Raw genomic sequence first — 24,885 nt, forward strand, 5'->3', positions numbered from 1 at the left:
TCGGCTGTAATTGCCGGATGGCCATTTGAATACTCGTCACTACAAAAAGGCAGTTCGCTTTTTTACAACCCAAGTGTCGTCTTGTAAAACGGCCTCAAATATTTTAAGATTAGCAGTACCTACGCGCTTGGTAGTTGAAGAATTTACATTGCGCGTAAAATACATTTTAGAAAAATCGCTATTAAACACAGCCGGGCCTTCGTGAAATTTGGTTGCTGTTTTTCCGGATAATTCAACCGGAGTTGACCATTTGTAGCCTATTTTCTCTGAAAAATAAAGATCGGTATAAGCTTCCCCATTCCAGTCGTTTTTTGCTTCTAATCGATTTTTAATTCGCGAAGATGCAAAAACAATACCCCCCTTGTAAAATGCAGGGCCAAATTCCGATTCTTTTGAATTTCCGGAAAAATTCGAAATTTTATACATACTCGAATCTTTCCGCAACGTATTAACATTTTCACAGGCCTTTACAAAATGCTCGCCTCGCGAGTCGTATGGAACAATTTTGGCATATTGCTTAAACTGCGTCAACGCCTCGTCATACTTAGCATTGCTCATTAAGGCCTGGCCATAATACAAAACTAACGAATTGTCTTTATGATTGTATTTTAAGGCGCGCTTATAATAAAATTCGGCTAATTTTGTGTTGCTTGTTAACCTGTAACAATGGGCTAAATTTGCTAAAGCAACACCATTGTCTTTATCTTTGTCAAGCACATCCTTGTAGGCTTCAATAGCCTCAATGTAGGCCAAGTGGTCAAACAAATCATTTGCTTTTTTTAATTGTATTGATTGGGCATTTGCCATTAGGCCAATTAAAAGCAAAAAAATAGTGGTTGTAATTTTTTGTGGGGCTTTTTTCATAATTAGTATTGCATAAAGGGTATTATGTAATTATTTGACTGCAAAATATAGACCAAATTAAATTCAAATTTGATTATATAAGTAGTGTTAATTGCAGCAAATTATATTATGTTATGATAATATTTATAAACTACTATTTAACAAGAATAAACAAACATTTTTTTATTTTATACGCAAATATAAAAAGTGTATTAAAAATATTTTTACAATTTAATGACATGGCGATATGACGCTTAGTTTAATGATTTCAAAAAAGTGGGTACAAAAGGATACAGTTTTCATATCAGGGCTTAAAGTTATAATTCTAAAAATTGATTTTGACCTATTTGCAGCAAACAAAAATACCACTTTTTTAGTTTAGAATGTATTTGCATTTTACATTGCATTAGTTTAGCAGCCAATAATAAAATCGGGCGAGTTGTGCTATATTATCGGTTAAATTATATTGGTTTTCAATTAGTTGCCGCGCAGCTAAGCCCATTTTTTTTGCGTAGGTTTTGTTTTTAAGTACCCGAATAAGTGCGTTGGCAAATGGCAGGGGCTCGTCTGCCAATAATATATGTTGTTGGTGTTGGCAGTTTATGCCTTCGGCAGCTGTTGTGGTGGCAACAATGGGTTTACCCAGTGCCATTGCTTCAATTAATTTTACCCGCATGCCACTTCCCGAAAACAATGGTACAACCTGCACACCTTTTTGGCCCATAAAGTTAACTGCATTAGGTACTTCGCCCAGCATTTCAACATTCCAATAGGCCATGTCTGTTAGCCATTTTGGTGCGTTGCGGCCAGCTATATAACACTTAACCTGTGGCATTTGGGCAGTTACTATTGGCCAAACTTGTTCTAAAAACCAAATCAATCCCTGTTGGTTCGGTATCCAATCCAATGAGCCAAGAAAAAATACACTTGCAAAGTCAGTTTTCTCAAAATCAACCAACGGATATTGTGCTAAATCAACACACATAGGCAAGGTAATAGTGGGGCGTTTACACCCAAAATCTTTAAAAAAATCAGCATCCCTATCGGTAATACAAACCAATGCATCAGCATCGTTAATATGCTTTAACTCATAGGCTTTCATCCGGCGGGCTAAATGACCAAAATACCAAGCCTTTAACGGATTTTGCGTTTCTTCAGCCAAACGCTCCCAAATTTCAAATTCAACATTATGCGAGCGCAAAACTACTTTTACATTAGAAGAGCAAAATTTCCTAATTAAAGGCAAATAAGGCAGCAAATAAATACCCTCGAGTTGAACGACATCAAATTTTTGATTTTGAAAAATTTTTTGCAGTTTTGCGTTAATATCCGGATGATAAAACCGACTAATATTATAAGATCCTCCTTCAAACAAATGCCATAATGCAGGCCAAAATTTTACATCGGTGTTTACAAACTCGCTGTGAAACTTAATTTTTGAGTTAAAATATTCCGGAAATGCGTTGGTTTGCAATTTATGTTTAGGAGTTTCAATGGCCAATACCGTAACTTTATGTCCCAGTTTATAAAGTCCGTTAGTAATAGCATTGATAGCCAATGTTTCGCCATCCTTTGCCGGATAGGGTATTTTTTTGCAAAACTGCAAAATATTCAAGGGCTTTGACATAAATATATTAAACCTTAGCAGTAAAGTTTAAATCAAAAGCGCAAAATTACCAAATTACCATACAAGAACAAACGCAAAACCGTATATCTTATGAAAAAAATCACTATTTATTTTTATTTGGCTTTAGTTGCCATCGTACTAAACGGCTGCATGGCATCTACCCAACTTGAGGTGCTAAAACCTGCTGCCTTTGCCGTACAAGAAGACATTAAAGTGTTAGCAACCATAAACAGAACAATACCCAGTCAAAAAGCGCTGAACGTTTTGGAGGGAGTGCTTACAGGCGAAGCTATTAAACAAGACCGCGAGGGGTCGCGGGCAGCTATTGCCGGATTAGCCCAAACGCTTGCCAGCCAAACGCCCCGTTTTAAGGTAGTACATACGACCTACGAAACAGAAGGAGGCGATTTTAGTATGGCAAAACCACTATCGTGGAGCGAAATTGACGAAATATGCAAAAATTACCAGGCCGATGCTGTTGTTGCCTTAGAAAGCTACGACACCGACAACGCCAAACATGTTGATAAAAAAACAGCTACAACCACTCAAAAAGATGGCAAAAAAATTACTACTACCACTTATTACGCCAAGCAAAATACCCGCGTAACCTTAGGATGGCGCTTTTATGACCCCAAAAATCGCAAAATTTTAGACGAATTTATGGTCGAAGAGTTTTTAGAAACCAACGGCGAAGGCCGAAGCGAAGAGGCAGCCATTGCCAATATGGTAAGCCCCTATGCTGCTACTAAAAACACCAGCGCTATTGCCGGCAACAAATACGGCTACAGAATTGCCCCCTCGTGGCTAAACGTAAGTCGCAGCTACTACAAAAAGGGTAGCCCCGAAATGAAAGCGGCAAAAAAAATGGCAAAACACAAAAACTGGAAAGGGGCCGCCGACCTTTGGAACGAAGTAGCACAGGGTAATGGTGTAAAAACTAAAACCCAAGCTAAAGGCTATTACAATTTAGCCTTAACCGAAGAAATTAATGGCAACCTTAACAAAGCAGTTGAATACGCCCAAAAAGCACACAATTTAGGCTTAAATAATGCCCGCAGTTACGAGCTAACATTAAAAAACCGTATCGAAGAGCAAAAACGCATAAAAGAACAAATGGAAAAAAAGGCCGATCCAGCCACCCCTAATAAAAATAAAACACGGCCTAAATAAGCCAAACTTCAAAGCAACTTTTAGCCGCCCCAAAAAATAGTTTAACCAATGCGTTGGTATTTTAAAAAAAGTTGTACCTTTGCCCTCGGAGAGATGGCAGAGTGGTCGATTGCGGCGGTCTTGAAAACCGTTGAGGGTTAAACCTCCGGGGGTTCGAATCCCTCTCTCTCCGCGTTTTCATGGTTAGTTATAAAATGATGCCCGGTGGTTAATTTAACTATCGGGTTTTTTTTTATTTCCACCTTAAAAAACCTAGTCAAACCCCTCACTACCCCACCCCAGCCTTTGGCCATTAACGCAAAATGGATAACAACAATAACCATTTAAGTGCAAAGCAAGTAATAGCCCAAACAATAGCCTATTTAACCTCGCAAATTGGTTTCGAGCTGCGCGAAGCCAATAATATTGCCCTTATTCTGCTCGAAGCGGCCACAAAACAACCTATTCAATATTGGCAATTAAATGGTAGCTCAACTATAAACCCAAATCAATACACACAAATAAATGAATGGTTGCAAACCTTAAAACAAACGGGTATGCCCGTTCAGTATCTACTGCAAAAAACATGGTTTTATGGTTTGCCAATACAAGTGTCGCCGCAGGTTTTAATACCACGACCCGAAACAGAAGAATTAGTTAGAATTGCCATTGAAGTTTGGGATGCCCAGCAAAATGGCAACAAACATCCGGATATAATTGTAGATGCCGGTACAGGCAGTGGCTGCATTGCGCTCGCCCTCAGGCAATATTACAACAATTTAAATCATGATGAGTTAAAAATTATAGCTTTCGATATAAGCCTACACGCCCTCGATATAGCCCAATCGAACGCCTATGCCCTACAATTACCCATCGAAACACTACAAATAGACCTCGCCAAACCTCAAACATGGAAAAGTAGTAACCTACCTGCAAAAATTGACCTATTGCTTAGCAATCCGCCCTACATAGCCCAACACGAAGCCAAGAGTTTACACCCGCGCGTTAGCCAACACGAGCCGCATTTGGCTTTATTTGCGCCCGACCAAAATCCGTTGTTTTTTTACGAACAATTAGCAAAAATGGCAGCGCAGTTTTTAACTTCCCAAGGATTAATAGCCGCAGAGTTAAACCCTGTTTATGCCACAGAAACCGCACAGATTTGGCAAAATTACAAGCTTGAGAACATAAAAATTCACCTCGACATGTCCGGAAAACAACGCATTATTACGGCATCAAAAAACTAAATCTAAAAAAAACTAAAATCTTTTTGCATCTTTCGGCGTAAAATTCCATTCGAAAATTTGGCATGACGAGGTATCATTTACCGCATACCACGCACCAAATTGTGTGTTATTATTGTTAGGATTTTGCAAAATTTGTATTTCTTGCGCCGGCATATAACTTTGAGCCAACAAACAAATTTTCTCTCCCGTGCTGGGATTTACAGCCATATCAACCACTATTACAGCATGTCCCGGATGCCCGCCTTGAATTAATACATCGCCAATTTTAAGGTCGTTTAGCAAAATGCTATGCAGCTCTTTACTTAACGAGGCAGTACCTGCATAGGTAAAAACCTGATTTAAATACTTCCTGAAAACCGGGTACGAAGCATCGGCTGGTGCCTTTTTTACCCAGGTAGTTTTGTTTCCGCTAACTGCCACTCTGTAACCCTGTTGCCATTTCGAAAACTGGGCATCAAAACCATTGGTAAAATTAAAATGAATATCATCGTAGCGTTGCTGGGCATATAAATACTCGGCGCGCAGACGCATAACGGCATCGGCACATTGTTGTAAGTTTTCATTGCCAATTTCCATTTTAACTACCGCTGCATATATTTTATCTTCATGGTTGAGTTTTACGTCCCCATTATAGTAATGTACAGCAGTGCCATGCGGCTTTAAAGGCAGGTTTTGCAAATAAGACCCAAAAGAATTAGCCGGCAATTGCATACGTTCAAACCCCGGAGGCGGCAAAAACCGAGTTTGAATTGTTGTGCCTTGGGTATCAATAAGCGTTTTGCTCGGGGCAGCAACGGCAGCAGCAATCAGTTCCGGAGATTTAATAGGCTTTAAACTGTCGGTAGTGCATCCAAAAAAAATTAGGGTGCTAAATATAAATATAACTGTTTGTAACATCGTTTTAAAATAAATATTCGTTTGAATAGTCGCAAATAGGAAGTCTAAAATAAATGCTGTAATTTTGGCGAATACAACAAACGCAGTTATATTTCCGGATTAAAAATACGTATGAAAAATCCATTTCAACCTTTAAATTATTCTCTTGTAAAGATGCAAAAAAACTGTCTTTGGGTGTTTTCTATCCGGATAAAAAAGAGTTTACTGCTATTTTATCTTTTATTTACTACTCTTTTTAATCAGCAAACAGTAAACGCGCAAACAGAACTTCGATACGAAAACGCTGTTTACCACCCGCAAATTGCCAGCGTTGAACTTTTGGTAAACGGAAAAATTGCCAATTTACCCGTCATAGACTTGCAACAGCAGGGCATTTTTACGCTTGAATTTGACTGGTTGGGCGATGAGCAACCTACGTTAAGCTACAAGCTACTGCATTGTAATGCGCGCTGGCAACCCGACGATTTAATGCCATTCGATTTTATGGACGGTTTTAGTACCGGCGACATTGAAGATTACCGCCCCTCGCGCGGCACAAAACAACCCTACACGCACTACCTGTTACCCTTGCCCAACCGCGACATGCGCCGTTTTTTAAAATCGGGCAATTATTTGTTGGCAGTATATTTGCCCAACAAAAAAGACGACAATATTTTATTGTCGCATCGTTTAGTGGTTGCCGACTTGCAGGTTGGTATTGAAGCCCAAGCCTTAACCCCCGGAAGGCTTACCTTGCAAGGAACGCATCAACAATTAGATTTTGCCCTAGATTTTGGTACAAATAATAAGTTTTTTTTGCCACAACAGGAAATTACCGTTTATGTGCTTCAAAATGGCCGTTGGGATAATGCGTTGGTAAACCCGCAACCTGCATTTATGTACGACCATCGTTGGGTTTATGGGCAAGGGCAGCCTTTTTATTTTTCGGGAGGTAGCGATTTTAGGTATTTCGATACGCAAAGTTTATTGCACTGGAACGATGAAATTGCCAATATACTGTATTATGACGACCCCGAACAGGCTACGCAAGTAATTTTGCAACCCGACGAGTCAAAAACTTCGATGCGAGGGCGAGTGCGTGCAAACATTGGCGACCTTAACGGCGCATTTGTAATTGGCAACGCCGACGGGCTATTAGTTCGCAACGACCCCGACTATGTTTGGGTGCAGTTCTTTTTACCCGCAATCAATCCATGGCCTAACGCGCAGTTGTATTTGTTAGGAGCATTTACCAACTGGCAACTTTTACCTCAATTTTCGCTCGATTACGATGCTCAAAAAAGGCAATATACTAAAAATATTTACCTAAAACAAGGCTATTATAACTATTTATACGTTTTAAACAGCGAAAATACTACCATAGACCTGGCCGCCTTTGAAGAAAACAGATACAACACCGAAAACGATTATTATTTTTTAGTTTACTGGACACCATTTGGCAGCCAGTACGACCAATTAATTGGTTTTAAAAGATTAAACACTTTGTATTAAATTTATAAGACCGTGTAACTATAACCAAAAATAGCCTATCTTAGCCCCAAATTTTGTCCCGCCGCTTAACCTTATTTCAATTTAACGACCAACCAACCAACTTAACCCGTAACCGTGCAAAAATTTGACCTTGAAAAAATCGCCTCCGGATTATTACCCGAACCCGGACGTTTATTGTTGGCAGAACCGTATTTATTAAATCCGGATTTTTGGCGAACTGTAATCTTGCTCTGCGACCACAACGAAAAAGGCTCGTTTGGTTTGGTGCTTAACCGAAAATTAAAACTTACACTTGGCGATGTAATACCCGATTTAAGTTTTTTTGTGGCACCCCTGCATTACGGAGGCCCTGTTCAGCCCGACACCCTGCATTATTTACACCGCGCAGAAGATAATAACGCAATTAAAGAAAGTATTTTGTTGTATGACCAAGTGCGTTGGGGAGGCGATTTTGACGATTTATGCCAAAAACTTCACCGTTACGAAATACTTCCCAATGATATTAGGTTTTTTGTGGGCTATTCAGGCTGGGATGAAAATCAGTTAAAAAATGAAATTAGCGAAAACTCGTGGATAGTAGCCGACAGCACCAACGAAGACATTTTTGCCGAAAAACCAAGCAAACTTTGGCACGAAGTTTTGCGCAGCATGGGTGGTATTTATGCAAGTATTGCCAATTTTCCTGAACATCCTATGTTAAATTAAACAATAACCTAAATAAACAAATTAACACAAGTATTGAGTGCCTGTTTAAGCAAATATGTTGATTACTTTTGAAACCATGACTAAGTGCCAACTATTTGTTCTGGAATTATGAACTGTTATTTTATCTCGTTTCCGGATTTATTACGTGCCCCACCCTACCCTGTCGCTCAACATTTTTAAGCACAAAATTGCATCTAAACTCAAAAATCGTTTTTATGAATTTTAGCATCAAAGGACATATTGTTGATGCGCTTAACAGCAATTTATTTGCGGGCGAAGTATTTGTTAGCAAGGGCAAAATACAAAAAATTAAAAAAATTAAAAACTTGCCCGAAAATGCGCCTTATATAATGCCCGGATTTGTTGATGCGCATTTACATACCGAAAGCTCGATGCTTACACCTGCCGAGTTTGGGCGTTTGGCTGTAGCACATGGCACCGTTGGCTGTATTTGCGACCCACACGAAATTGCCAACGTTTTAGGGGTCGAAGGGGTATTTTATATGTTGCAAAATGCTAAAAAAACAGCCTGCAAATGCTTTTTTGGCGCTCCATCGTGTGTGCCAGCCACTAACTACGAAACAGCAGGCAATGAAATAACCCTGCAAAATTATACCGACCTATTCAAAGTAAATGCAGTATTTTTTTTAAGCGAAATGATGAATTACCCAGGTGTAATTTTCAACGACCCCCAAGTTATGGCTAAAATTGCCCTAGCCAAACAATACAACAAACCCATAGATGGCCACGCGCCCGCCTTACGAGGCAATGACCTCACAAAATATATATCGGCGGGCATTAGCACCGACCACGAATGTTTTACCCTGCCCGAAGCAATTGAAAAAATTGAAAAAGGCATGAAAATCATAATTCGCGAAGGCTCGGCTGCTAAAAATTTTAATGCCCTGCATCCCTTGTTCAAAACAAACCCCGATAAACTAATGTTTTGCAGCGATGACAAGCATCCGGATGATTTAGTGCGCGGGCATATTAATCTGTTGGTAAAACGAGCTTTAAACATTGGTTATCCGTGGCAATTAGTACTTAAAGCCGCTTGTGTTCATCCGGTCAAACATTACAAGGTAAATATAGGTTTGTTGCAGCCCGGAGACGCAGCCGATTTTATTTTGGTTGACAACTTAACCGACCTTACGGTACTGAAAACCTATATTAACGGCGAGTTGGTTGCCGAAAATGGCAAATCTTTGTTGCCTTTTGTAAAAGAAACCAAAAAACCAAACTTTTTTAAAGCAAAACCAAAACAACCCGGAGATTTTAAACTGCAGGCGGGTAAACATAAAAAAATAAGAGTTATTGAGGCAATTGAAGGCCAGCTAATTACCAACGAGCTAATTTTGCCAATTACAAATAAAAGCAGCGATGGCTGTATTTTGGCTGACCCCAAAGCCGATATTTTAAAAATTGCCGTTGTAAACAGATATTCCGCTAATGCACCTATAGCGGTTGGTTTTATCCGGAATTTTGGGCTTACCCAAGGAGCTATTGCCGCTTCGGTGGCCCACGACTCGCACAATATTGTTGTTGTCGGTGTATCCGATGAAGATATTTGTGAAGCCGTAAATTTAATAATTGTCAAAAAAGGAGGATTGGCAGTAACCTGTGCCGAAAAAAATATTCGAGCTATATTGCCATTGCCGCTTGCAGGCATTATGACCACTGCCAATGGTTTTACTGTAGCCAAACAATACACTAAAATTGATAAATTAGCCAAACAACTTGGCACCAAACTTTCGGCGCCCTTTATGACCTTGTCGTTTATGGCTTTGCTGGTAATACCCTCTTTAAAACTAAGCGATAAAGGCTTGTTTAATGGGCAAACATTTAGTTTTACAGCAGTTTTAACCGATTAGAAATTATTGGCTCAAGGCGTTTGCATCGTATTGATTCATAATATCAATAGCTTTTTGGACTAAATTTCGAGAGCCGATAAAAATAGGTGTTCGTTGGTGTAATTTATCCGGAGTTAGTTCTAATATGCGCTGATGGCCGTTTGTGGCCATGCCACCTGCTTGTTCAACAATTAACGACATAGGGTTGCACTCGTACAAAAGGCGCAATTTCCCTTGGGGCGATTTAGCAGTAGCCGGGTAAATAAAGATTCCTCCCTTAATTAAATTTCTATGAAAATCGGCTACCATCGAGCCAATATAACGCGAACTAAATGGCCGCTTGGTTGACTTGTCTTCTTCTTTGCAGTATTTAATAAACGCATTTACACCCGTTGAAAACTGCTTTTGGTACGACTCGTTTATAGAATAGATACTGCCGTTTTCGGGTATCCGGATATTAGGGTGCGAAAGGCAAAACTCACCAATAGAAGGGTCAAGCGTAAAGCCGTTTACAGTTCCATTTTTTGTGGTATAAACCAACATAGTTGAGGAGCCATAAATGACATATCCGGCTGCTATTTGTTTATATCCGGGCTGTAAAAAATCGGATAGTGTGCAAACGTCCTCCTCCGAAACTCGCTGTAAAATTGAAAAAATAGTACCAATTGACACGTTTACATCAATATTTGATGAGCCGTCTAAGGGGTCAATACAAACAACGTACTTAGCATTTTTTGAGTTTTCTACATCAAAAGCAATAAAATCGTCGTCTTCCTCGGAGGCCACTCCGCAGCATTCGCCGCTATTGCGCAAAGCCGAAATAAAAGTTTCGTTGGCAAATACGTCTAATTTTTTAACTTCTTCGCCCTGAATATTACTTTTGCCTGTTGAGCCGAGTATGTCCACTAATCCGGCTTTATTTACTTCGCGGTTTACAATTTTGGCAGCCAGTTCAATGTCGGTCAATAAGCCCGACAACTCGCCCGTTGCGGTAGCATACTGTTTTTGAGCCAATAAAATAAACTCGTGCAAGGTTATAACTTTATGTGTAGGCATAATTAAAAAAGTTAAGGTGAGAGTTTACGTTTAAAGACGGTAACTAATTAAATTTAGCTGCAAATTTCGGAAAAATTAAGCAAATATTTACAAAAAAGTGGTATTTGCCAATCTGTTTTACCGCTTAATGTTATACCTTTGAAGTGCCGTAAACAAAATTTAACCTTATTTCAATATCAGGATGTAAACTTAAAGCCACCGGACACGTTTTAGCTGCGTTCTGTAATATGGTACGCGCTTTGTCGGTAAGATTTATTGCAATTTCATCCGGATAAATAATTGATACTTCAATGGCTGCAATTCGTCTTGGTTGTGCTTGCATTATTTTAGTAATATATACCTGGGTTTGGGCAATATTTAGCTCGTGCTTGTTTGCCGCAATGCCCATAATGGTAAGCATGCAACTACCTAAGGCCGTTGCAACCAAATCGGTTGGCGAAAAAGCCTCGCCTTTGCCTTGGTTATCTACAGGTGCATCGGTAATAATTACCGCACCCGACTGTAAATGGGTTGCTTGTGTGCGCAAATTATCGGTATAAAAAATACGACTCGTCATATAATAAATATAAATTTAATAAATTGTAGAAATAAACTTTAAGCTATAATATAATGATTAAAATACATTATTCGATACGTTTTTGCCTAACCTTAATTTTTTTGTTTTTTGCCTCTTTACCCCTATTTGGGCAGCAAACTATAAGTCAAGACGTGCTAACAGGCGATGATTTGTTGTACCGAAAGGAAATAAGCGGCGGCGGACTTATTCATACAAATGGTTGGGGTTTGGCCTTTAGACAAAGCAAAATTAACAGTATTTTCAAAAAAACGTTCAAAGAATATAGCTTTACCGTTTTAAAACACCCCCGCGAAGTTAGGCAGCAAAGCCCATTTACTTCGGCAAATGGCGGTACTGGTGGTTATATTTTTGGCAAAATTAATAATTTTGTAGGCCTTAGCGTTAGCTTTGGAAGGGCGAAAGTTTTAGCCTCAAAAGCACGCCGCCACGGCATCGAAGTTTCGCTTTTATATGCTGGTGGCCCTTCGTTGGGTATAACCAAACCTTATTATTTAGAAATTATTGAAAATTTTGTTGAAGACCGAATTATTACCCGCAATGTAAAATATACCCCCGAAACAGCACAATATTATACCAGCAGCAAAGACCGTATTTTTTGCGCCTCCGGATTATTTTATGGCCTAACCGAACTTCGTTTTCATCCGGGTGCTACGGGTAAAATGGCAGTTTTGTTTGATTGGGGCAAAACACATAAAACCATAAAAGCCCTCGAAGCGGGAGTATCTGTACAGGTACATGCCGCACTCACGCGCGACAAAGGTCAGGAAAACAGCAAACTTAAAATTGGTGCTCCGCCTATAATGGCTACCAATGATGATTTAAGCATCAAAAATAAATACTTATTTACCAGCCTTTACCTTCAACTAATGCTTGGCGCCCGTAAATAAACTATTAGGTTGAGTTACGTTTTCTTTTGTTTGTGTTGATTTCCTTTTCCGACACTAAAAACATGCAATATTGCCGGAAAAACAGCATCGACCGACTCGGCTGCCCCCCTTGTTGAGCCGGGCAAAGCCATTACTAACGTCTTACCTACAAAGCCCACTACACTCCGCGACAACATAGCGTAAGGAGTACGCTGTTGGCCATAAGCGCGTATGGCTTCGGCTATGCCGGGTATTTCGCGGTCAATTAACGGATGCAGAGCCTCGGGGGTTTGGTCGCGTTTTGACAGGCCCGTACCTCCGGTAATAACAACCAAATGAAACTCTTGCTGGCAAAACTCCAAAACCTGCGTTTTAATTTGCTCAGGTTCATCGGGAATTATGATGTAATCTGGATTTTCGATACCGTATTTTGCCAATTTTTCAATGATGGTTAAGCCTGCCTTATCTGTTTTTTTTCCGGATGATATTGAGTCAGAGCAAACCATGACAGCCGCCTTTAATTTGCCAATCTCTTCGTCGTTAAAATCTGACTTTCCACCATGTTTTTCTAATAATTTTATTTGCTGGATTTCAATACCCTTGTCAATGGGCTTCAACATATCGTACATGGTTAAGGCCACCACCGATGCCGTGTGCATTGCCTCGACCTCAACGCCTGTTTTGTAAATGGTGTGTATTTCAACAATAATTTGAACAATTAGGTCGGCGGGGTTAATTTGGTAATTTATTTGTGTAAATTCAATCGGCAACGGATGGCAGTCGGGTATTAAGTCGCTGGTGCGTTTGGCAGCAAACAATCCGGCTACGCGGGCAACTTCAAACACATCTCCCTTAGGTACTTTTTTGTCTAAAATAGCTGTAAGTGTAGCTGCGCTGCTTAATTTTACCAAGGCTTGCGCGATGGCAACACGCAAAGTGCTTGTTTTATGTGTAATATTTACCATGTAAAAAATTATTATTATTATATCGTATTCAACTTATAAATTAATCACTTGTTTTTCTGACGTTGCTTAAACTCTTCTAATTTTGTGCGTTCGGCAGTGCGCGGAAAAACATTATTTCCCGTATCGGTATCGGCGGTTAGCAAATTGGGGTCGAGGGTTATGCGGCGCAGCTCCTTTTTTGTAACAAAAATTTTATTTACCGTTTGCTCGTTTTGTTGCCAAACCTCTGCTGGAATATATGTTTTTGAGGTGGAGCCATCTACATATTCAAACTCAAGTAACAAGGGCATAACAAGGCCACCTTTGTTCGAAAATTTAACTTCGTAGTAATGATTTTCGGGGCTGAGCAGGGTTTTGTCGCCCGGATCTAAGGTAATATATTGTTTTTGATAGCGTTTTTGCGCCAAGATGTTTTGCCAGTATTTGCTATCCTTCATTTTTCCGGATGTCGAAGTATCAGTCTCATTCTGGGTAATAGGTCGTTCGCTGCTATCTGATTTTTTTTCATCGGGGTTTGTCATCTCTTTTTCTAAGGCTAGAATCGCTTCTTTAACTTCGGGGTCAGTGGGGTCAATTTGATACCATTTTACATTATCAATGGCAATATCAACATAATTGGTTGAGTAAAACCACCCGCGCCAAAACCAATCAAGGTCAATTCCGGATGCATCTTCCATTGTCCGGAAAAAATCGGCAGGCTCAGGATGTTTAAATTTCCATCTGTTGCTATATGTTTTAAAAGCGTAGTCAAATAATTCGTGTCCCATTATTATCTCGCGCAATATATTGAGGCCGGCAGCCGTTTTGCCGTAGGCATTATTGCCTAATTGTTTAATTGCTTCGGGGTTTGTCATAATAGGTTCAAGGGATTGGGGATCACTTTTCATATAATCGGCAATTTTAACTGCCGGACCTCGGCGAGACGGGAAGTTAGGGTCCCAGGCTTGTTCAGTTAAATATTCGATAAAACTATTCAGCCCCTCGTCAAGCCATGCCCATTGCCTTTCATCACTGTTTATCATCATCGGAAACCAGTTATGCCCCACTTCGTGTATTATAACGCCCTGCATACTATATTTTGTGCGGTCGCTGTAAGTGCCGTCGCTGTTTGGGCGGCCAAAGTTAAAACAAATCATAGGGTATTCCATTCCAATTTGGTCTGAATGTACCGAGCTGGCAACTGGGTAAGGATAATCGAAAGTAAATTTCGAGTAAGATTTTAAGGTATGTGCTACTATTTTTGTAGAATATTCGCCCCAAAGCGGGTTGCCTTCTTTGGGGTAGTACGACATTGCCATTACAAAATTAGTGGGTAATTGTACGCCCATGGCATCCCAAATAAATTTGCGTGAGGTGGCAAAAGCAAAGTCGCGTACATTTTCGGCCTTAAAATGCCAGGTTTTTTTAGCCGTGCTTCTTTTAGTTTCGGCTGCCACGGCCTCGTTTTCGGTAACAATGGCCACGGGGATGGCCGATGTTTTTGATTTTTCAAAACGTTGGCGCTGTTCGGCGGTTAATACTTCGTTTGGGTTTTGCAAACTTCCCGTTGCCCCTAATACGTGGTCGGCGGGGGTGGTAATGCGCACATCGTAGTCGCCAAATGTAAGGGCAAACTCGCCCCGCCCTAAAAATTGTTTGTGTTGCCAGCCTTCGACATCGCTATAAACAGCCATTCGCGGAAAAAACTGGGCTATGGTATATAAACAGTTATCGTCTTTTGCAAAATACTCGTAACCCGAGCGGCCTCCCAAACGCAAGCGGTCGTTAATATTATACCACCATTTTATGCTAAAACTATATTTTTCGTTTGGCTGGAGAGGTTTAGGTAGCTCAACACGCATCATGGTTTTAACAACGGTGTAGGGCAAATTATTTTCAGTTTTTTTGTCGCGTACTAATTCTATTTTGAAGCCGCCATCAAAATCAGCACTAATTTTGGCTATATCTGTAAGCGAAGGGTGGTCATCGAAAGTAGAATTTTGAACAAGGGGAGTTTCGCTATTTTTATCGAACAGGTTTTGGTCTAACTGAAGCCATAAATAATCTAATACATCCGGAGAATTGTTGTAATAGGTAATGGTTTCCTCGCCCGAAAGTCGTCTTTTTTCGTCGTCTAAAACAATATCCATAGTGTAATCGGCACGCATTTGCCAATATTGGTGGCCTGGTGCGCCTGCTGCATTGCGGTAAACATTGGGCGTGGGCAATTCTTCTTGTAGTTGTTTAAATTTGCTCTTATCTTGCGCTATAACTGTAGTTTGAGCAAAAGTAAAAGTAAGTAAGGCAAACAAAAATATCCGGATTAAAAAGATAGGCATAAATTGGGCTAATTTTTAGGCAGGCAAATTTAATACATTTTTTCGCAAGATCATCATTTTCACTTTCCGGAAAGCTGAATTTCAAGGGGCAGTAAAAGCTTAGAATGGTTCAATTTTATAGCCGGATAAGGACAAGTTAATTTCTATTTTATATCTATTCGCAAGCGGCCTTAAATATTCCGGATATTTAAAAGAGGTTGCGCGCTTTTAACTCTAAATATTTGTTAATGGTATTTACAGTTAATGATTTAGGTTGGGTTAAAATGGTTTGTATGCCGTGTGCTTGAAGCTGTTTGACGATAAGGCGTTTTTCGAAATTAAATTTTTCGGCTATGGTTTTAATATAGATGTCTTCAATATCGTTAGTTTTTAAAGCTAGCAGTTGCCGCAGCTCGGTATTTTCAAAAAAAATAACCACCAATAAATGTTGTTTTGCCAATTTTTGAAGGTAAGGTAATTGCCGGTTCAGGCTGGTTGTGGTTTCAAAATTGGTAAACAAAAGCAATAAACTGCGCTGGCTAAGCCGCCTCCTGATGTTTAAATACAGTTTTTCGTAATCGGCTTCTAAAAAATTGGTTTTTTGGGCATATAACAACTCTTGTAATAAATACATTTGGTTGCCCTGTTTTTTAGCCGGCGCAAAAGACCCTATTTGGTGAGAAAAAGTTAAAAGCCCGGCTTTGTCGCCTTTGCGTATGGCAATATTTGACATCACTAAACTGGCATTAATGGCATAGTCGAGCAAACTTAAGCCCTCAAAAGGCATTTGCATAACGCGCCCCATATTGATAAGGCAGTAAACAGGCTGCGATTTTTCATCGTCAAATTGGTTCACCATTAATTGGTTATGCCTTGCACTGGCTTTCCAGTTTACGGTACGGTAATCATCTCCAGACACGTATTCTTTAATTTGTTCAAATTCGAGGCTGTGGCCAATACGGCGAATTTTTTTGAGGCCGGCCTCGCTTAGCCGCCTCGAAAATGCCAACAACTCGTATTGCCGCATTTGTAAAAACGAGGGGTATGTTGGCACCATAACCTCACTGCCAAAAGTGTAGCGACGCTGAACCAAACCAACTGGGCTGGCAATATAAGTATGCAAAGCACCAAACCGATACTCGCCTCTTTCGACTGGTTTAAGCTGATAATTTAAGGTGTGCAGTTTACCTGATTCAATTTGGGCTGTTTGCAAAAAATGCCGCGACTGAAACTGAATGGGTAACTCGTCAATAATTTTAACGTTTACCGCAAAAGGGTATTTATTGTTTAGCTGAATACGAATGGTGTTAAAATCGCCGTTCGAGAGTTTGTCGGGCAATAAGCGGTTGCCGTTAATTGCCGGGCGGCTAAACAGCAGCAAAACATCTAGCAAAACAAAAAAACAAGTTGTAAAAAGGGCAATTTGCGCCCAAACAAATAATATTGGCCATGCAAAACTTAAACAAAACAAACTTACTGTTGCCGCAATGAGTACATAAAAGCGGGGCAGAAAAAATATGTTTTTAAAAAAATTAAGCATAGCCATTATTGTTTTCCTTAATAATATGGTAAATATTTAATTTACAGCAAACAAATTGAGGGCATTTGCCGTAGTAATTTGGGCTACTTGCTGGAGGCTGCAATTTTGGGCTTGTGCCACAGTTTGGGCAATGATTGGAATATAACTGCTTTCGTTGCGTTTTTCGTTTTTATTTTTTGAGGAGCGATAAGGTTCGGGCGCTAAATATGGCGAATCGGTTTCGAGCAAGATGCGTTGAAGTGGAATTTTTGATATAATATCCGGAAGATTGCTTTTTTTGTAGGTTGCCACTCCGCCAATACCAAGGAAAAATCCGGGCAAACTCAGTACTTTCTCTGCATCTGCCATACTTCCTGAAAAGCAATGAAAAATACCCCGCAAACTGCCGTTGTGTTTTTTTTGGACAATTTCAAATGTTTCGTCAAAAGACTCGCGGCAATGTAACACAATGGGCAGGTTTAGTTCGAGTGCCCAGTCAATTTGTAGGTTCAATGCTTCGTATTGCGCTTGGGTAAAAGTTTTGTCCCAATAAAAATCGAGGCCAATTTCGCCAACTCCGCAATAAAAATGGCGGTTTGTATATAGCTCGTGCTTTATGAGGTTGAGGGTGTTTAGGTAATTTTCATCGACCGAGCAAGGATGCAGCCCCATCATTGGATAAAATAAATTTGGCTGTTTTGCTTTTAAGTTTTTTAGTAGCGCTATTGTTTCTACGTCAACATTTGGCAAAAATATATATTTTACATTTTCAGTAATACATCTTTGAATAACTTCGTCTATATCTTTAAAAAAATGCTCGAAGTATAAATGACTGTGTGTATCGCAGAAAACCATATTTTTGTTATCAAGTTTATATTTAACTCAAATAGTTAGAAATATAAGGCAAAGGTATTGTTTTTTTAAAGGAAACATTGGTGTTAAATGCAAAGTTGGCTTATAATTTGATGTAACTATATTATATCCGGAATATTTTGACTTTGGCATTTTTATTAAAACTAAGTAAATTTGCCAAAGATTAGCTTTTTAATACGCGCTCAAGTAGGCTTTAAAACATTTTTTATGAAAGGAAAATTTAGGTTCTATCAGCAGAAGCGCCAATTTTTTATTTTTTTGCTGGTTGCTTTCATCATTAGTGCATTTGCACCTTTTCGAGTACTTGCACAAAGTGGGCAAAATGCTAATTCCTACTTTAGAAACACAGAAAGGATAGCTCGTTTGCTTGAACAAGCTGGCGCGCAAACTGCTGATACCGCCAAAAAAATTGTGTTTATTTATGTAACTAATCCGGAAAACAATTACTACGAAAGATTATTAGAAGAAATTAATCAAAACAAAAAGGCACAATATTTATTAAACAAATATTTCCTTTGTAAACAAATTCACAAGCAAGACTTAGAGCATGAATTAGACTTTGAGGAAGCCTATAATGCACCCTTGCCTTCATTTTTATTTGTATCGAGTGATAGAGTTTTAGTACATGAAGCATACGGACAACAACATATAAGAAAATTTACCGACTTGTTATTAGAAACACTAAATTTAGCTCATATTTCAGTACCTACCTTAACCCCTTTGCTGACGCGCGATTATAAAAAATTAAGCTTGCCCGAAATGGATGGCTTGTACGCAGAGCAAAACCGCGAGCCCGAGTTTTTATTTTATTACGCTTGTAAATTGCAGGAAAATAGCCGAAATTTTAACGACATAGCCAATTTATACTGCCAAATTTGCAAAAACGAAACAGGGTTGTGTAATATAAATATGTATAATACTGCCATTTTACGATTTTCAACTAATATTTTGTCAGAGGCATTGACCTTACTAATAAACAATAGAGACTTGCAAGAAAGTATAGCGCGCGATATGTACACCCAAAAGGTAACCGATGCTTTGCTTGCCTCGGCTGATACCTGCGCATACCGCCGCGACCAAAACTTATTTCAACAAACTTTAAACCTGCTGCACCAAGCTAAACTGCCCAACGAAGAAATTGTACTTTTTATAATTACACAGCAATATTATAAAGGATTAGATGATTTGAGCCAATTTTTTGAATACACAAAAGAATTTTTAACTAATAAAAATAATTATGGCCGTGTTGATGCGGCTATCATAACTAATATATGCCAAGTTTTTGCCGACAAAGGGCAAAAAAATGAATGGAATATAGCTATTGTATGGATTGAACCCATAGCCAAAGAAAAGCCAATTTTTGAAAATATATATGTTCAGGCTCAAATTTTAGAAAAGCTCAAAAGAAATAAAGATGCCTATAACCGGTATGAATTAGCCCTTAATTTACTAAAAAACAAAACCCCAAACGTGAACATTGAAAACACAGAATTGTTTAAGTCAGTTACCATCAATAAAAATAGGTTAGGCGAATTGCTGCTCGAAAACAACGAGTAATTAACACGAAGTAAATAATATTTATATATAAATTGACTTATGTTCGAAAATATAGAAAATATGCCGCCGTCTGCCCGTGTTTGGGTTTACCAAAGCGATAAAATGCTCACTGAAGCACAAATTGAGCAAGCTAACCGCGTGCTGCAAAATTTTGTCTATACTTGGGTTGCCCATGGCGCAGGTTTAAAAGCCTACGCAGGGGTACACCATGCCTGGTTTATTATTTTGGCTGTTGATGAGACTTACTATCCGGCTTCGGGCTGCAGTATTGACGAGTCAATTATTTGCCTTCACAGTTTGCAAAAACAGTTGGGTATTAACCTTTTTCAGCGCACAAATATTGCCTACCGAACCAATGAGAATGGAGGGCAAATTGCCATTACATCCACCTCAAACTTGCCCGATATGTATAAAAAAGGGGTAATAACTGATGATGCCTTAATATTTAATAATATAATTACTACAAAAAGCGAACTTGACCAAAATTGGGAACTGCCCTTGAGCAAAACATGGGCTAAACAATTATGTCCGGCATGATAACGCCAAACTAAAAGGTATTCTTATTTTTCTAGATAAACAGACACAATATACGAATTATTAAAATTCAAGAAAGGCAAGAAAGAATTTTGCGGCTGCGTTTTTTATTTCCGGATTTAACTTTTTTAGGCAAATCTGGTCGAATTAATGTGAGGTAAAAAACATATTACCTTATTTTACATAATTTTTTCAAAATAAAAACATGACGACCCGCATTTTATTTTACTTCCTTGGTTTGTTTTCAATATCAGTTGTTTTTTTTGCCTGCACCCGAGAACCCATTGATTCGGGCGAGGTTGGGCCTAATTTAACTGGCGGCACTTGGGCAGTATCAAAACTTTCCTTCTCCAGCGAATTATTACCCGACTCGAGTGTAAGCAATTTAGGGAATATAACTTTTAACAGCAATGGAACCGGCAACACCAACACCACCCTTTTGCCCGGCGTTTTGTTTGACGATATTGCCGGCACCAATTTTACCTGGCAAGCCTCGGGCAGCAATATCAGCATTAATTTCAAGGCAAAATCTGACAGCAGTAATATTGCAATTACTTACAATTCAATAACTAATACAACCGCCAACCAAGTATTGCGCGTTTATCAAATCAGCAGCAATAATCAAGCAATTAGTTTGGCCGTAAAAGGTTTAACTACTTTATACAATATTGATTATACCTTAACTAAATAATTGACCCATTAAAAACTTTTTCAATAATTTTAATGCCGCTTTTCAGATTACTGCAAAGCGGCATTTTTGCATTTTAATTAGATGCTGTCTATACTAACACAAAATACTGTATCTTTGCCCAAAGTGCCACTACAAGCAATGCCGCACAAATTTTTATGATTTTTGGAAAAACTATTCAAAACCTTAAACGTACCCGCGAAATTTTAGGGGTGTTGTTAAAATATGGCCTCGAAGATTTGGTTTCTAACACCTCGCTGCAAAACCTCATTACTAAAAACCGCAAATTAAAATGGCTTAGAGATGATAAGCCCATTTTAGATTATACCCGTTGGGAACGTATTAGGTTGGCCTGCGAAGATTTAGGCCCTACTTTTATAAAGTTCGGTCAGGTATTGAGTAACAGACCCGACTTACTTCCGGATGATTTTATTATTGAACTACAAAAATTGCAAAGCGAAGTGCCGCCCTTCCCTTTCAATCAAGTTAAAAGCATCATCGAAGAAGAACTCAAATTACCCCTTGCCGACATATTTAGCCAATTCGACGAAAAGCCCGTAGGCTCAGCATCAATAGGGCAGGTTCATAAAGCCATTTTAGCAGACGGACGGCAAGTAGTGGTAAAAGTGCGAAGGCCGGGCGTGGCAAAACGAGTGCGAACTGATTTGTTGATTATTCGCGACTTAGTAAACCGAGCCGAACACATTTTAGAGCGAAACGGAATTGTAAACGCCATAGATGCCGTTGATGCTTTTGAGCGAAGTATTCAAAAAGAATTAGATTATACCAACGAAGCCCGCAATATCTCAACCTTTAAACACGCCTACAGAAACTACAAAAAATTTTACGTGCCTTCTGTTTATAAAGAATTTAGCACCAGCAAAGTGTTAGTCATGGAGTTTGTTGATGGCTGTAAAATTACCGACGTAGTACAACTTGCAGCGTGGGGGCTTGACCCGCCACTTTTGGCCGAAATGGGCATGGATATTTACTTGACACAAATTTTTGAGCACGGATTTTTTCATGCCGACCCCCACCCAGGCAATATTATTATAACTAACGAAGGTACCATTTGCTTAATTGATTTTGGCATGATAGGCACCCTTATGCGCAAAGACAAATATGCACTTGCCGGCGTATTTGTAGGCATGGCACAACAAAATGCCCGATTTATGGCCGAAAACCTGCGCAAATTAGCCCTCGAAGCCGAAATTACCGATATGCGCGCCCTTGAGTACGACCTAAACGAGTTAATTGAAGATTTTGCCTTGTTAGACGTAAGCGAGTCAAATATAGCCGAAATGAGCAGCCGCTTGCAAAAAATTACCTATAATTACCGGCTCCGGATACCGGGAAGCGTTTTTATTATTTTTAGGGCATTGGCAATTTTAGAAGGTATTGGCAAGGCCATTCACCCTAATTTCCAAACTTATGAGTTTATCAAGCCATTTGGCGCTAAATTAATCCGCGAAAAACTTTCGAAAGACAGTTTAACCGATGATTTATTGGAACGCTTTACCCAGTTAGGCGATTTCTTAACCAGTTTTCCGGTTGAGGTCAGGGATATTTTAGTCCAAACCCGGAAAGGTAAACTGCGCTTTCAACACGAGCCGGTTAATTATCATCCTATTTTAAACTCGGCAAACCGGGCTGTTAACAGAGTTGTATTATCGTTAATTATATGTTCTTTGTTAATTGCTGCGGCTATTATGTTTAACGCGCAGTTTCCGGCATGGTATTACGCCGATAATGGCTTACCCTATTTTAGTCTTGTGGCCATAGGTTTGGCCCTAATGTTTGGGTTGGTTTTGTGGCGCATGATACAGCGAACCAACGAACCCGATTAAACTGAACAAGAAACAGTAATTAATGTTTCACAGCCGTTTTATTTTATTTGGCCTAGTATAAAGTTCACTTAAACATCCGGATACCATTTAAAACACCTAAACTCTTAAAGTACTTAAGCCTTTTCCATCGCCGGGTAATCCGGTAAAAAACACCCTCATCAATCCAGGTATTATCTGTTGTAATGCAGCCCGGCTTATTGCCATCTAAAGATTGAAACACCTCAAAACACCGCCAGCCAAACCATTTTTTAGTGTTAAAACTAAGTTTTAAGCCCAAAAGCAAATTATCGGGGCTAAAATTAGTTTGTTTATCTTTATTCACATGGATGGACAATAAATGGTAGGTTTCATCTAACTGCGCCTTTAACTCGGCACTACTAAAGCATAAACGCAATGTTTGCGAGTTACTATGCTCAATAAAATCAATTTTTTGCGGTGTTATTTGTGCCCTGCCGTAACGCCGTTGCTTGGCTAATTTGTTGTAAGTAGCAATGGTTGTGCTGGTGTGCAGTTCGTAAGCATAGTACTGCTCGGTAAAGCGCAAACGCCAGTTTTGAGTTTGTAATTCTAAAAAGCGCGCCAAATCGCCCCATAAATCTTTGCCCAAAAGATAAGCACCAAATATTCCAATTAATCCCTCGACAGTCAATAAATCTTTGGGATTGTAATAACCAATAAAAGCACTCAAGATAGCTCCCAAACTCAAACCAAAGTATTTATGGGCGCGGTCATTAATTGTCCGATAGGTAGATGTATGCTTCGATGCAAGGTCGTTAATATATTCTTCGAAGGGCATAAAATGAAAATCGGCAGCTTGGATGGCCCGGTGGTAAGGGCAAACTACTATATGGCACTCTAATTGGTGGCAGTTTTGAGCAATTAGAGGCAAATTATGTAAGTGCAGGTCCCAAATATCGTCAAATTGGGGGGCTTGCACTATTGAAATCAACTGCGAAGGTAAATTTTGCGGACTTAACATGGGCGGTAAAGGTAGGTTATTTTATCATTTTTAAAGTATAAATTTAACAAAACCTGTTGCTTTACCTACATTGTGCTTTATCCGGATATTACTTCTAATCAAACCCGAATTAATTTATGAGTAAGGTGTTTATTTTTCTGTTATTTCCAGAACATACTGTATCTTTGCCCCCGGAAAGATGCCAGAGCGGTTGAATGGGCTTGACTCGAAATCAAGTGTACCCCTAAACCGGGTACCGGGGGTTCGAATCCCCCTCTTTCCGCCCAATCTTCACCTTTTAATGCAGCGCAAAATATTTGCATTAGAAGGTTTTTTTGTTTTAGAAAGGCATTTTATATTTGTGTTGGGTTTTAATCAAGCGTTTCGGTAGCCATTATTTTCAGGTCGGCTAAATTTTTTGCCACTTTTGATGCCCATATGTTTTGCATTTCTTTATGATGGCTAAAATGGGTTTGGTGGTCGTATTCTTTATCGTAAGCGCGCCATTGGTCTAAGATTAGGTTCGCTTCGGCAACTAATTGTAATGTGTCGTTACAAGCAAATTGTTTGTTTAGCAAATGAAGGCGCAGTTTACGGGCAAAATATTCGGTAATATCAAAATGTAATTGTTCGTGTGCCAAAACATCCTTTGTTTTTGCCTCGTTGCGCACCCACGACAAATCGGGCTTAAAAGTAGCTTTAACCGTACAATTCAAATATTTGGTCGAATCGCAAAAATAACTATATATTATGGCCGAATAAGTAAGGGCAGCAATACGTTTGTCGTTGGTTGGTTCGCCTTTAAAATCATCCCAAACCAAGGGGTCGTTTAAGTCCCATAGTTTTTGAGTTTCTAACACTCGTTCGGAATGATGGCACACGAGATCGTTTTTTAGTAAAATTATTTCTGTGTTAGCCCCGCGTGAGTAGCTGTGAAAAAAATTATAGGAAATTGCACCTGAAAAACTTGCAAGGTTTATAAGCACAAAAATGTATATCGAAATAATGTTTGGCAACATAGTTATTCCTGTTTATCCGGATAAAAAATTAATTTTATTGGGTCGTAGCTCAAAGGTTTGTATATTTAACAATAGTGAATTAACTTTGTGCATCGAGGTAATTACGGCTAAATAACGTTAAATTTACAAACTTGTTTTTGTGCTTTATTTTGTAAATTAAAATCTCTCCCTCTTAACTGCCATTCTGGTGATTTTTTATAATATGTATAGTAAGAATACAATACTGTCTTTATTTTGTTTTATCTGGCTTTTATGCGGATTTTGTGTTTTAGGATGTAATTCGCAAGGCAGTACAGCAAAAAATAAAGTAGAAGTTAATG

21 protein-coding genes and 2 tRNA genes are annotated in these 24,885 nt (G+C 39.2%); 12 read left to right on the forward strand and 11 right to left on the reverse strand.

Going from position 1 to position 24,885, the window contains the following annotated elements; genetic code table 11:
• Positions 1-39: 39 nt before the first annotated feature.
• Together IPI59_13285 and IPI59_13290 are read right to left on the reverse strand one after the other, a co-directional pair.
• The gene (locus IPI59_13285; protein MBK7528491.1) at positions 40-864 is read right to left on the reverse strand and encodes a hypothetical protein; all 825 of its coding nucleotides are present in this window, start codon (positions 862-864) and stop codon (positions 40-42) included.
• A gap of 385 nt (positions 865-1,249) precedes the next feature.
• Entirely contained in the window at positions 1,250-2,470 is a 1,221-nt protein-coding gene (locus IPI59_13290) for a glycosyltransferase (GenBank protein ID MBK7528492.1), read from the reverse strand.
• Between the two features lie 90 nt (positions 2,471-2,560).
• Between IPI59_13290 and IPI59_13295 the strand changes: the two genes are divergently transcribed.
• The 3 genes from IPI59_13295 to prmC all read left to right on the forward strand — a co-directional run bounded on the left by IPI59_13295 (position 2,561) and on the right by prmC (position 4,866).
• Complete coding sequence (locus tag IPI59_13295) at positions 2,561-3,640, forward strand: hypothetical protein (GenBank protein MBK7528493.1); 1,080 nt, start codon at positions 2,561-2,563, stop codon at positions 3,638-3,640.
• Between the two features lie 87 nt (positions 3,641-3,727).
• Positions 3,728-3,812, forward strand: a tRNA-Ser gene (locus IPI59_13300).
• 130 nt (positions 3,813-3,942) lie between these two features.
• The gene (gene prmC / locus IPI59_13305; protein ID MBK7528494.1) at positions 3,943-4,866 is read left to right on the forward strand and encodes a peptide chain release factor N(5)-glutamine methyltransferase; all 924 of its coding nucleotides are present in this window, start codon (positions 3,943-3,945) and stop codon (positions 4,864-4,866) included.
• 12 nt (positions 4,867-4,878) lie between these two features.
• On the opposite strand, the gene IPI59_13310 is transcribed toward prmC, so the two are convergent.
• Positions 4,879-5,763, reverse strand: a complete 885-nt coding sequence (locus tag IPI59_13310; GenBank protein ID MBK7528495.1) for a DUF4846 domain-containing protein — start codon at positions 5,761-5,763, stop codon at positions 4,879-4,881.
• Positions 5,764-5,916: 153 nt separating this feature from the next.
• Between IPI59_13310 and IPI59_13315 the strand changes: the two genes are divergently transcribed.
• The 3 genes from IPI59_13315 (at position 5,917) to ade (ending at position 9,830) form a co-directional block, all read left to right on the forward strand.
• On the forward strand, positions 5,917-7,254 hold the full coding sequence (locus IPI59_13315) for a DUF5103 domain-containing protein (protein ID MBK7528496.1): 1,338 nt from the start codon (positions 5,917-5,919) through the stop codon (positions 7,252-7,254).
• A gap of 138 nt (positions 7,255-7,392) precedes the next feature.
• On the forward strand, positions 7,393-7,959 hold the full coding sequence (locus tag IPI59_13320) for a YqgE/AlgH family protein (GenBank protein ID MBK7528497.1): 567 nt from the start codon (positions 7,393-7,395) through the stop codon (positions 7,957-7,959).
• A 215-nt stretch (positions 7,960-8,174) separates the two neighbouring features.
• Positions 8,175-9,830, forward strand: a complete 1,656-nt coding sequence (gene ade, locus IPI59_13325) for an adenine deaminase (GenBank protein ID MBK7528498.1) — start codon at positions 8,175-8,177, stop codon at positions 9,828-9,830.
• A 3-nt stretch (positions 9,831-9,833) separates the two neighbouring features.
• On the opposite strand, the gene fbp is transcribed toward ade, so the two are convergent.
• The gene (gene fbp, locus IPI59_13330) at positions 9,834-10,865 is read right to left on the reverse strand and encodes a class 1 fructose-bisphosphatase (protein ID MBK7528499.1); all 1,032 of its coding nucleotides are present in this window, start codon (positions 10,863-10,865) and stop codon (positions 9,834-9,836) included.
• A gap of 130 nt (positions 10,866-10,995) precedes the next feature.
• Positions 10,996-11,421, reverse strand: a complete 426-nt coding sequence (locus IPI59_13335; protein ID MBK7528500.1) for an OsmC family protein — start codon at positions 11,419-11,421, stop codon at positions 10,996-10,998.
• Positions 11,422-11,474: 53 nt separating this feature from the next.
• On the opposite strand from IPI59_13335, the gene IPI59_13340 reads away from it, so the two are divergent.
• A complete protein-coding gene (locus IPI59_13340; protein MBK7528501.1) occupies positions 11,475-12,329 on the forward strand; it encodes a hypothetical protein in 855 nt (284 codons plus the stop codon).
• Between the two features lie 14 nt (positions 12,330-12,343).
• Here the strand turns inward: IPI59_13340 and IPI59_13345 are convergent, their stop codons facing one another.
• The 4 genes from IPI59_13345 to IPI59_13360 form a co-directional block, all read right to left on the reverse strand.
• Positions 12,344-13,273, reverse strand: a complete 930-nt coding sequence (locus IPI59_13345; protein MBK7528502.1) for a bifunctional molybdenum cofactor biosynthesis protein MoaC/MoaB — start codon at positions 13,271-13,273, stop codon at positions 12,344-12,346.
• 44 nt (positions 13,274-13,317) lie between these two features.
• Positions 13,318-15,591, reverse strand: a complete 2,274-nt coding sequence (locus IPI59_13350; GenBank protein MBK7528503.1) for a M1 family metallopeptidase — start codon at positions 15,589-15,591, stop codon at positions 13,318-13,320.
• Between the two features lie 187 nt (positions 15,592-15,778).
• Positions 15,779-17,110, reverse strand: a complete 1,332-nt coding sequence (locus IPI59_13355) for a DUF58 domain-containing protein (protein ID MBK7528504.1) — start codon at positions 17,108-17,110, stop codon at positions 15,779-15,781.
• Positions 17,111-17,146: 36 nt separating this feature from the next.
• Positions 17,147-17,944, reverse strand: coding sequence for a TatD family hydrolase (locus IPI59_13360; GenBank protein ID MBK7528505.1), 798 nt, complete (start codon positions 17,942-17,944; stop codon positions 17,147-17,149).
• Positions 17,945-18,220: 276 nt separating this feature from the next.
• On the opposite strand from IPI59_13360, the gene IPI59_13365 reads away from it, so the two are divergent.
• The 4 genes from IPI59_13365 to IPI59_13380 all read left to right on the forward strand — a co-directional run bounded on the left by IPI59_13365 (position 18,221) and on the right by IPI59_13380 (position 22,588).
• Positions 18,221-19,519, forward strand: coding sequence for a hypothetical protein (locus tag IPI59_13365; GenBank protein MBK7528506.1), 1,299 nt, complete (start codon positions 18,221-18,223; stop codon positions 19,517-19,519).
• 39 nt (positions 19,520-19,558) lie between these two features.
• Positions 19,559-20,056 carry a hypothetical protein gene (locus tag IPI59_13370; protein ID MBK7528507.1) on the forward strand — a complete coding sequence of 166 codons (498 nt, stop codon included), beginning with the start codon at positions 19,559-19,561 and terminating at the stop codon, positions 20,054-20,056.
• A 202-nt stretch (positions 20,057-20,258) separates the two neighbouring features.
• Positions 20,259-20,744, forward strand: coding sequence for a hypothetical protein (locus IPI59_13375; GenBank protein MBK7528508.1), 486 nt, complete (start codon positions 20,259-20,261; stop codon positions 20,742-20,744).
• A gap of 158 nt (positions 20,745-20,902) precedes the next feature.
• Positions 20,903-22,588, forward strand: coding sequence for an AarF/ABC1/UbiB kinase family protein (locus IPI59_13380; protein ID MBK7528509.1), 1,686 nt, complete (start codon positions 20,903-20,905; stop codon positions 22,586-22,588).
• Positions 22,589-22,652: 64 nt separating this feature from the next.
• Here IPI59_13380 and IPI59_13385 read toward each other — a convergent pair whose 3' ends face one another.
• Positions 22,653-23,567 (reverse strand): hypothetical protein, encoded by a 915-nt coding sequence (locus IPI59_13385; protein MBK7528510.1) that lies wholly within the window; start codon positions 23,565-23,567, stop codon positions 22,653-22,655.
• 172 nt (positions 23,568-23,739) lie between these two features.
• Here IPI59_13385 and IPI59_13390 point away from each other — a divergent pair.
• A tRNA-Ser gene (locus IPI59_13390) sits at positions 23,740-23,829 on the forward strand.
• Positions 23,830-23,917: 88 nt separating this feature from the next.
• Here the strand turns inward: IPI59_13390 and IPI59_13395 are convergent.
• A complete protein-coding gene (locus tag IPI59_13395) occupies positions 23,918-24,427 on the reverse strand; it encodes a DUF922 domain-containing protein (GenBank protein MBK7528511.1) in 510 nt (169 codons plus the stop codon).
• Positions 24,428-24,885: the final 458 nt, after the last annotated feature.

It is taken from the genome of Sphingobacteriales bacterium, from assembly GCA_016706405.1.
Classification (GTDB): domain Bacteria; phylum Bacteroidota; class Bacteroidia; order Chitinophagales; family UBA2359; genus BJ6.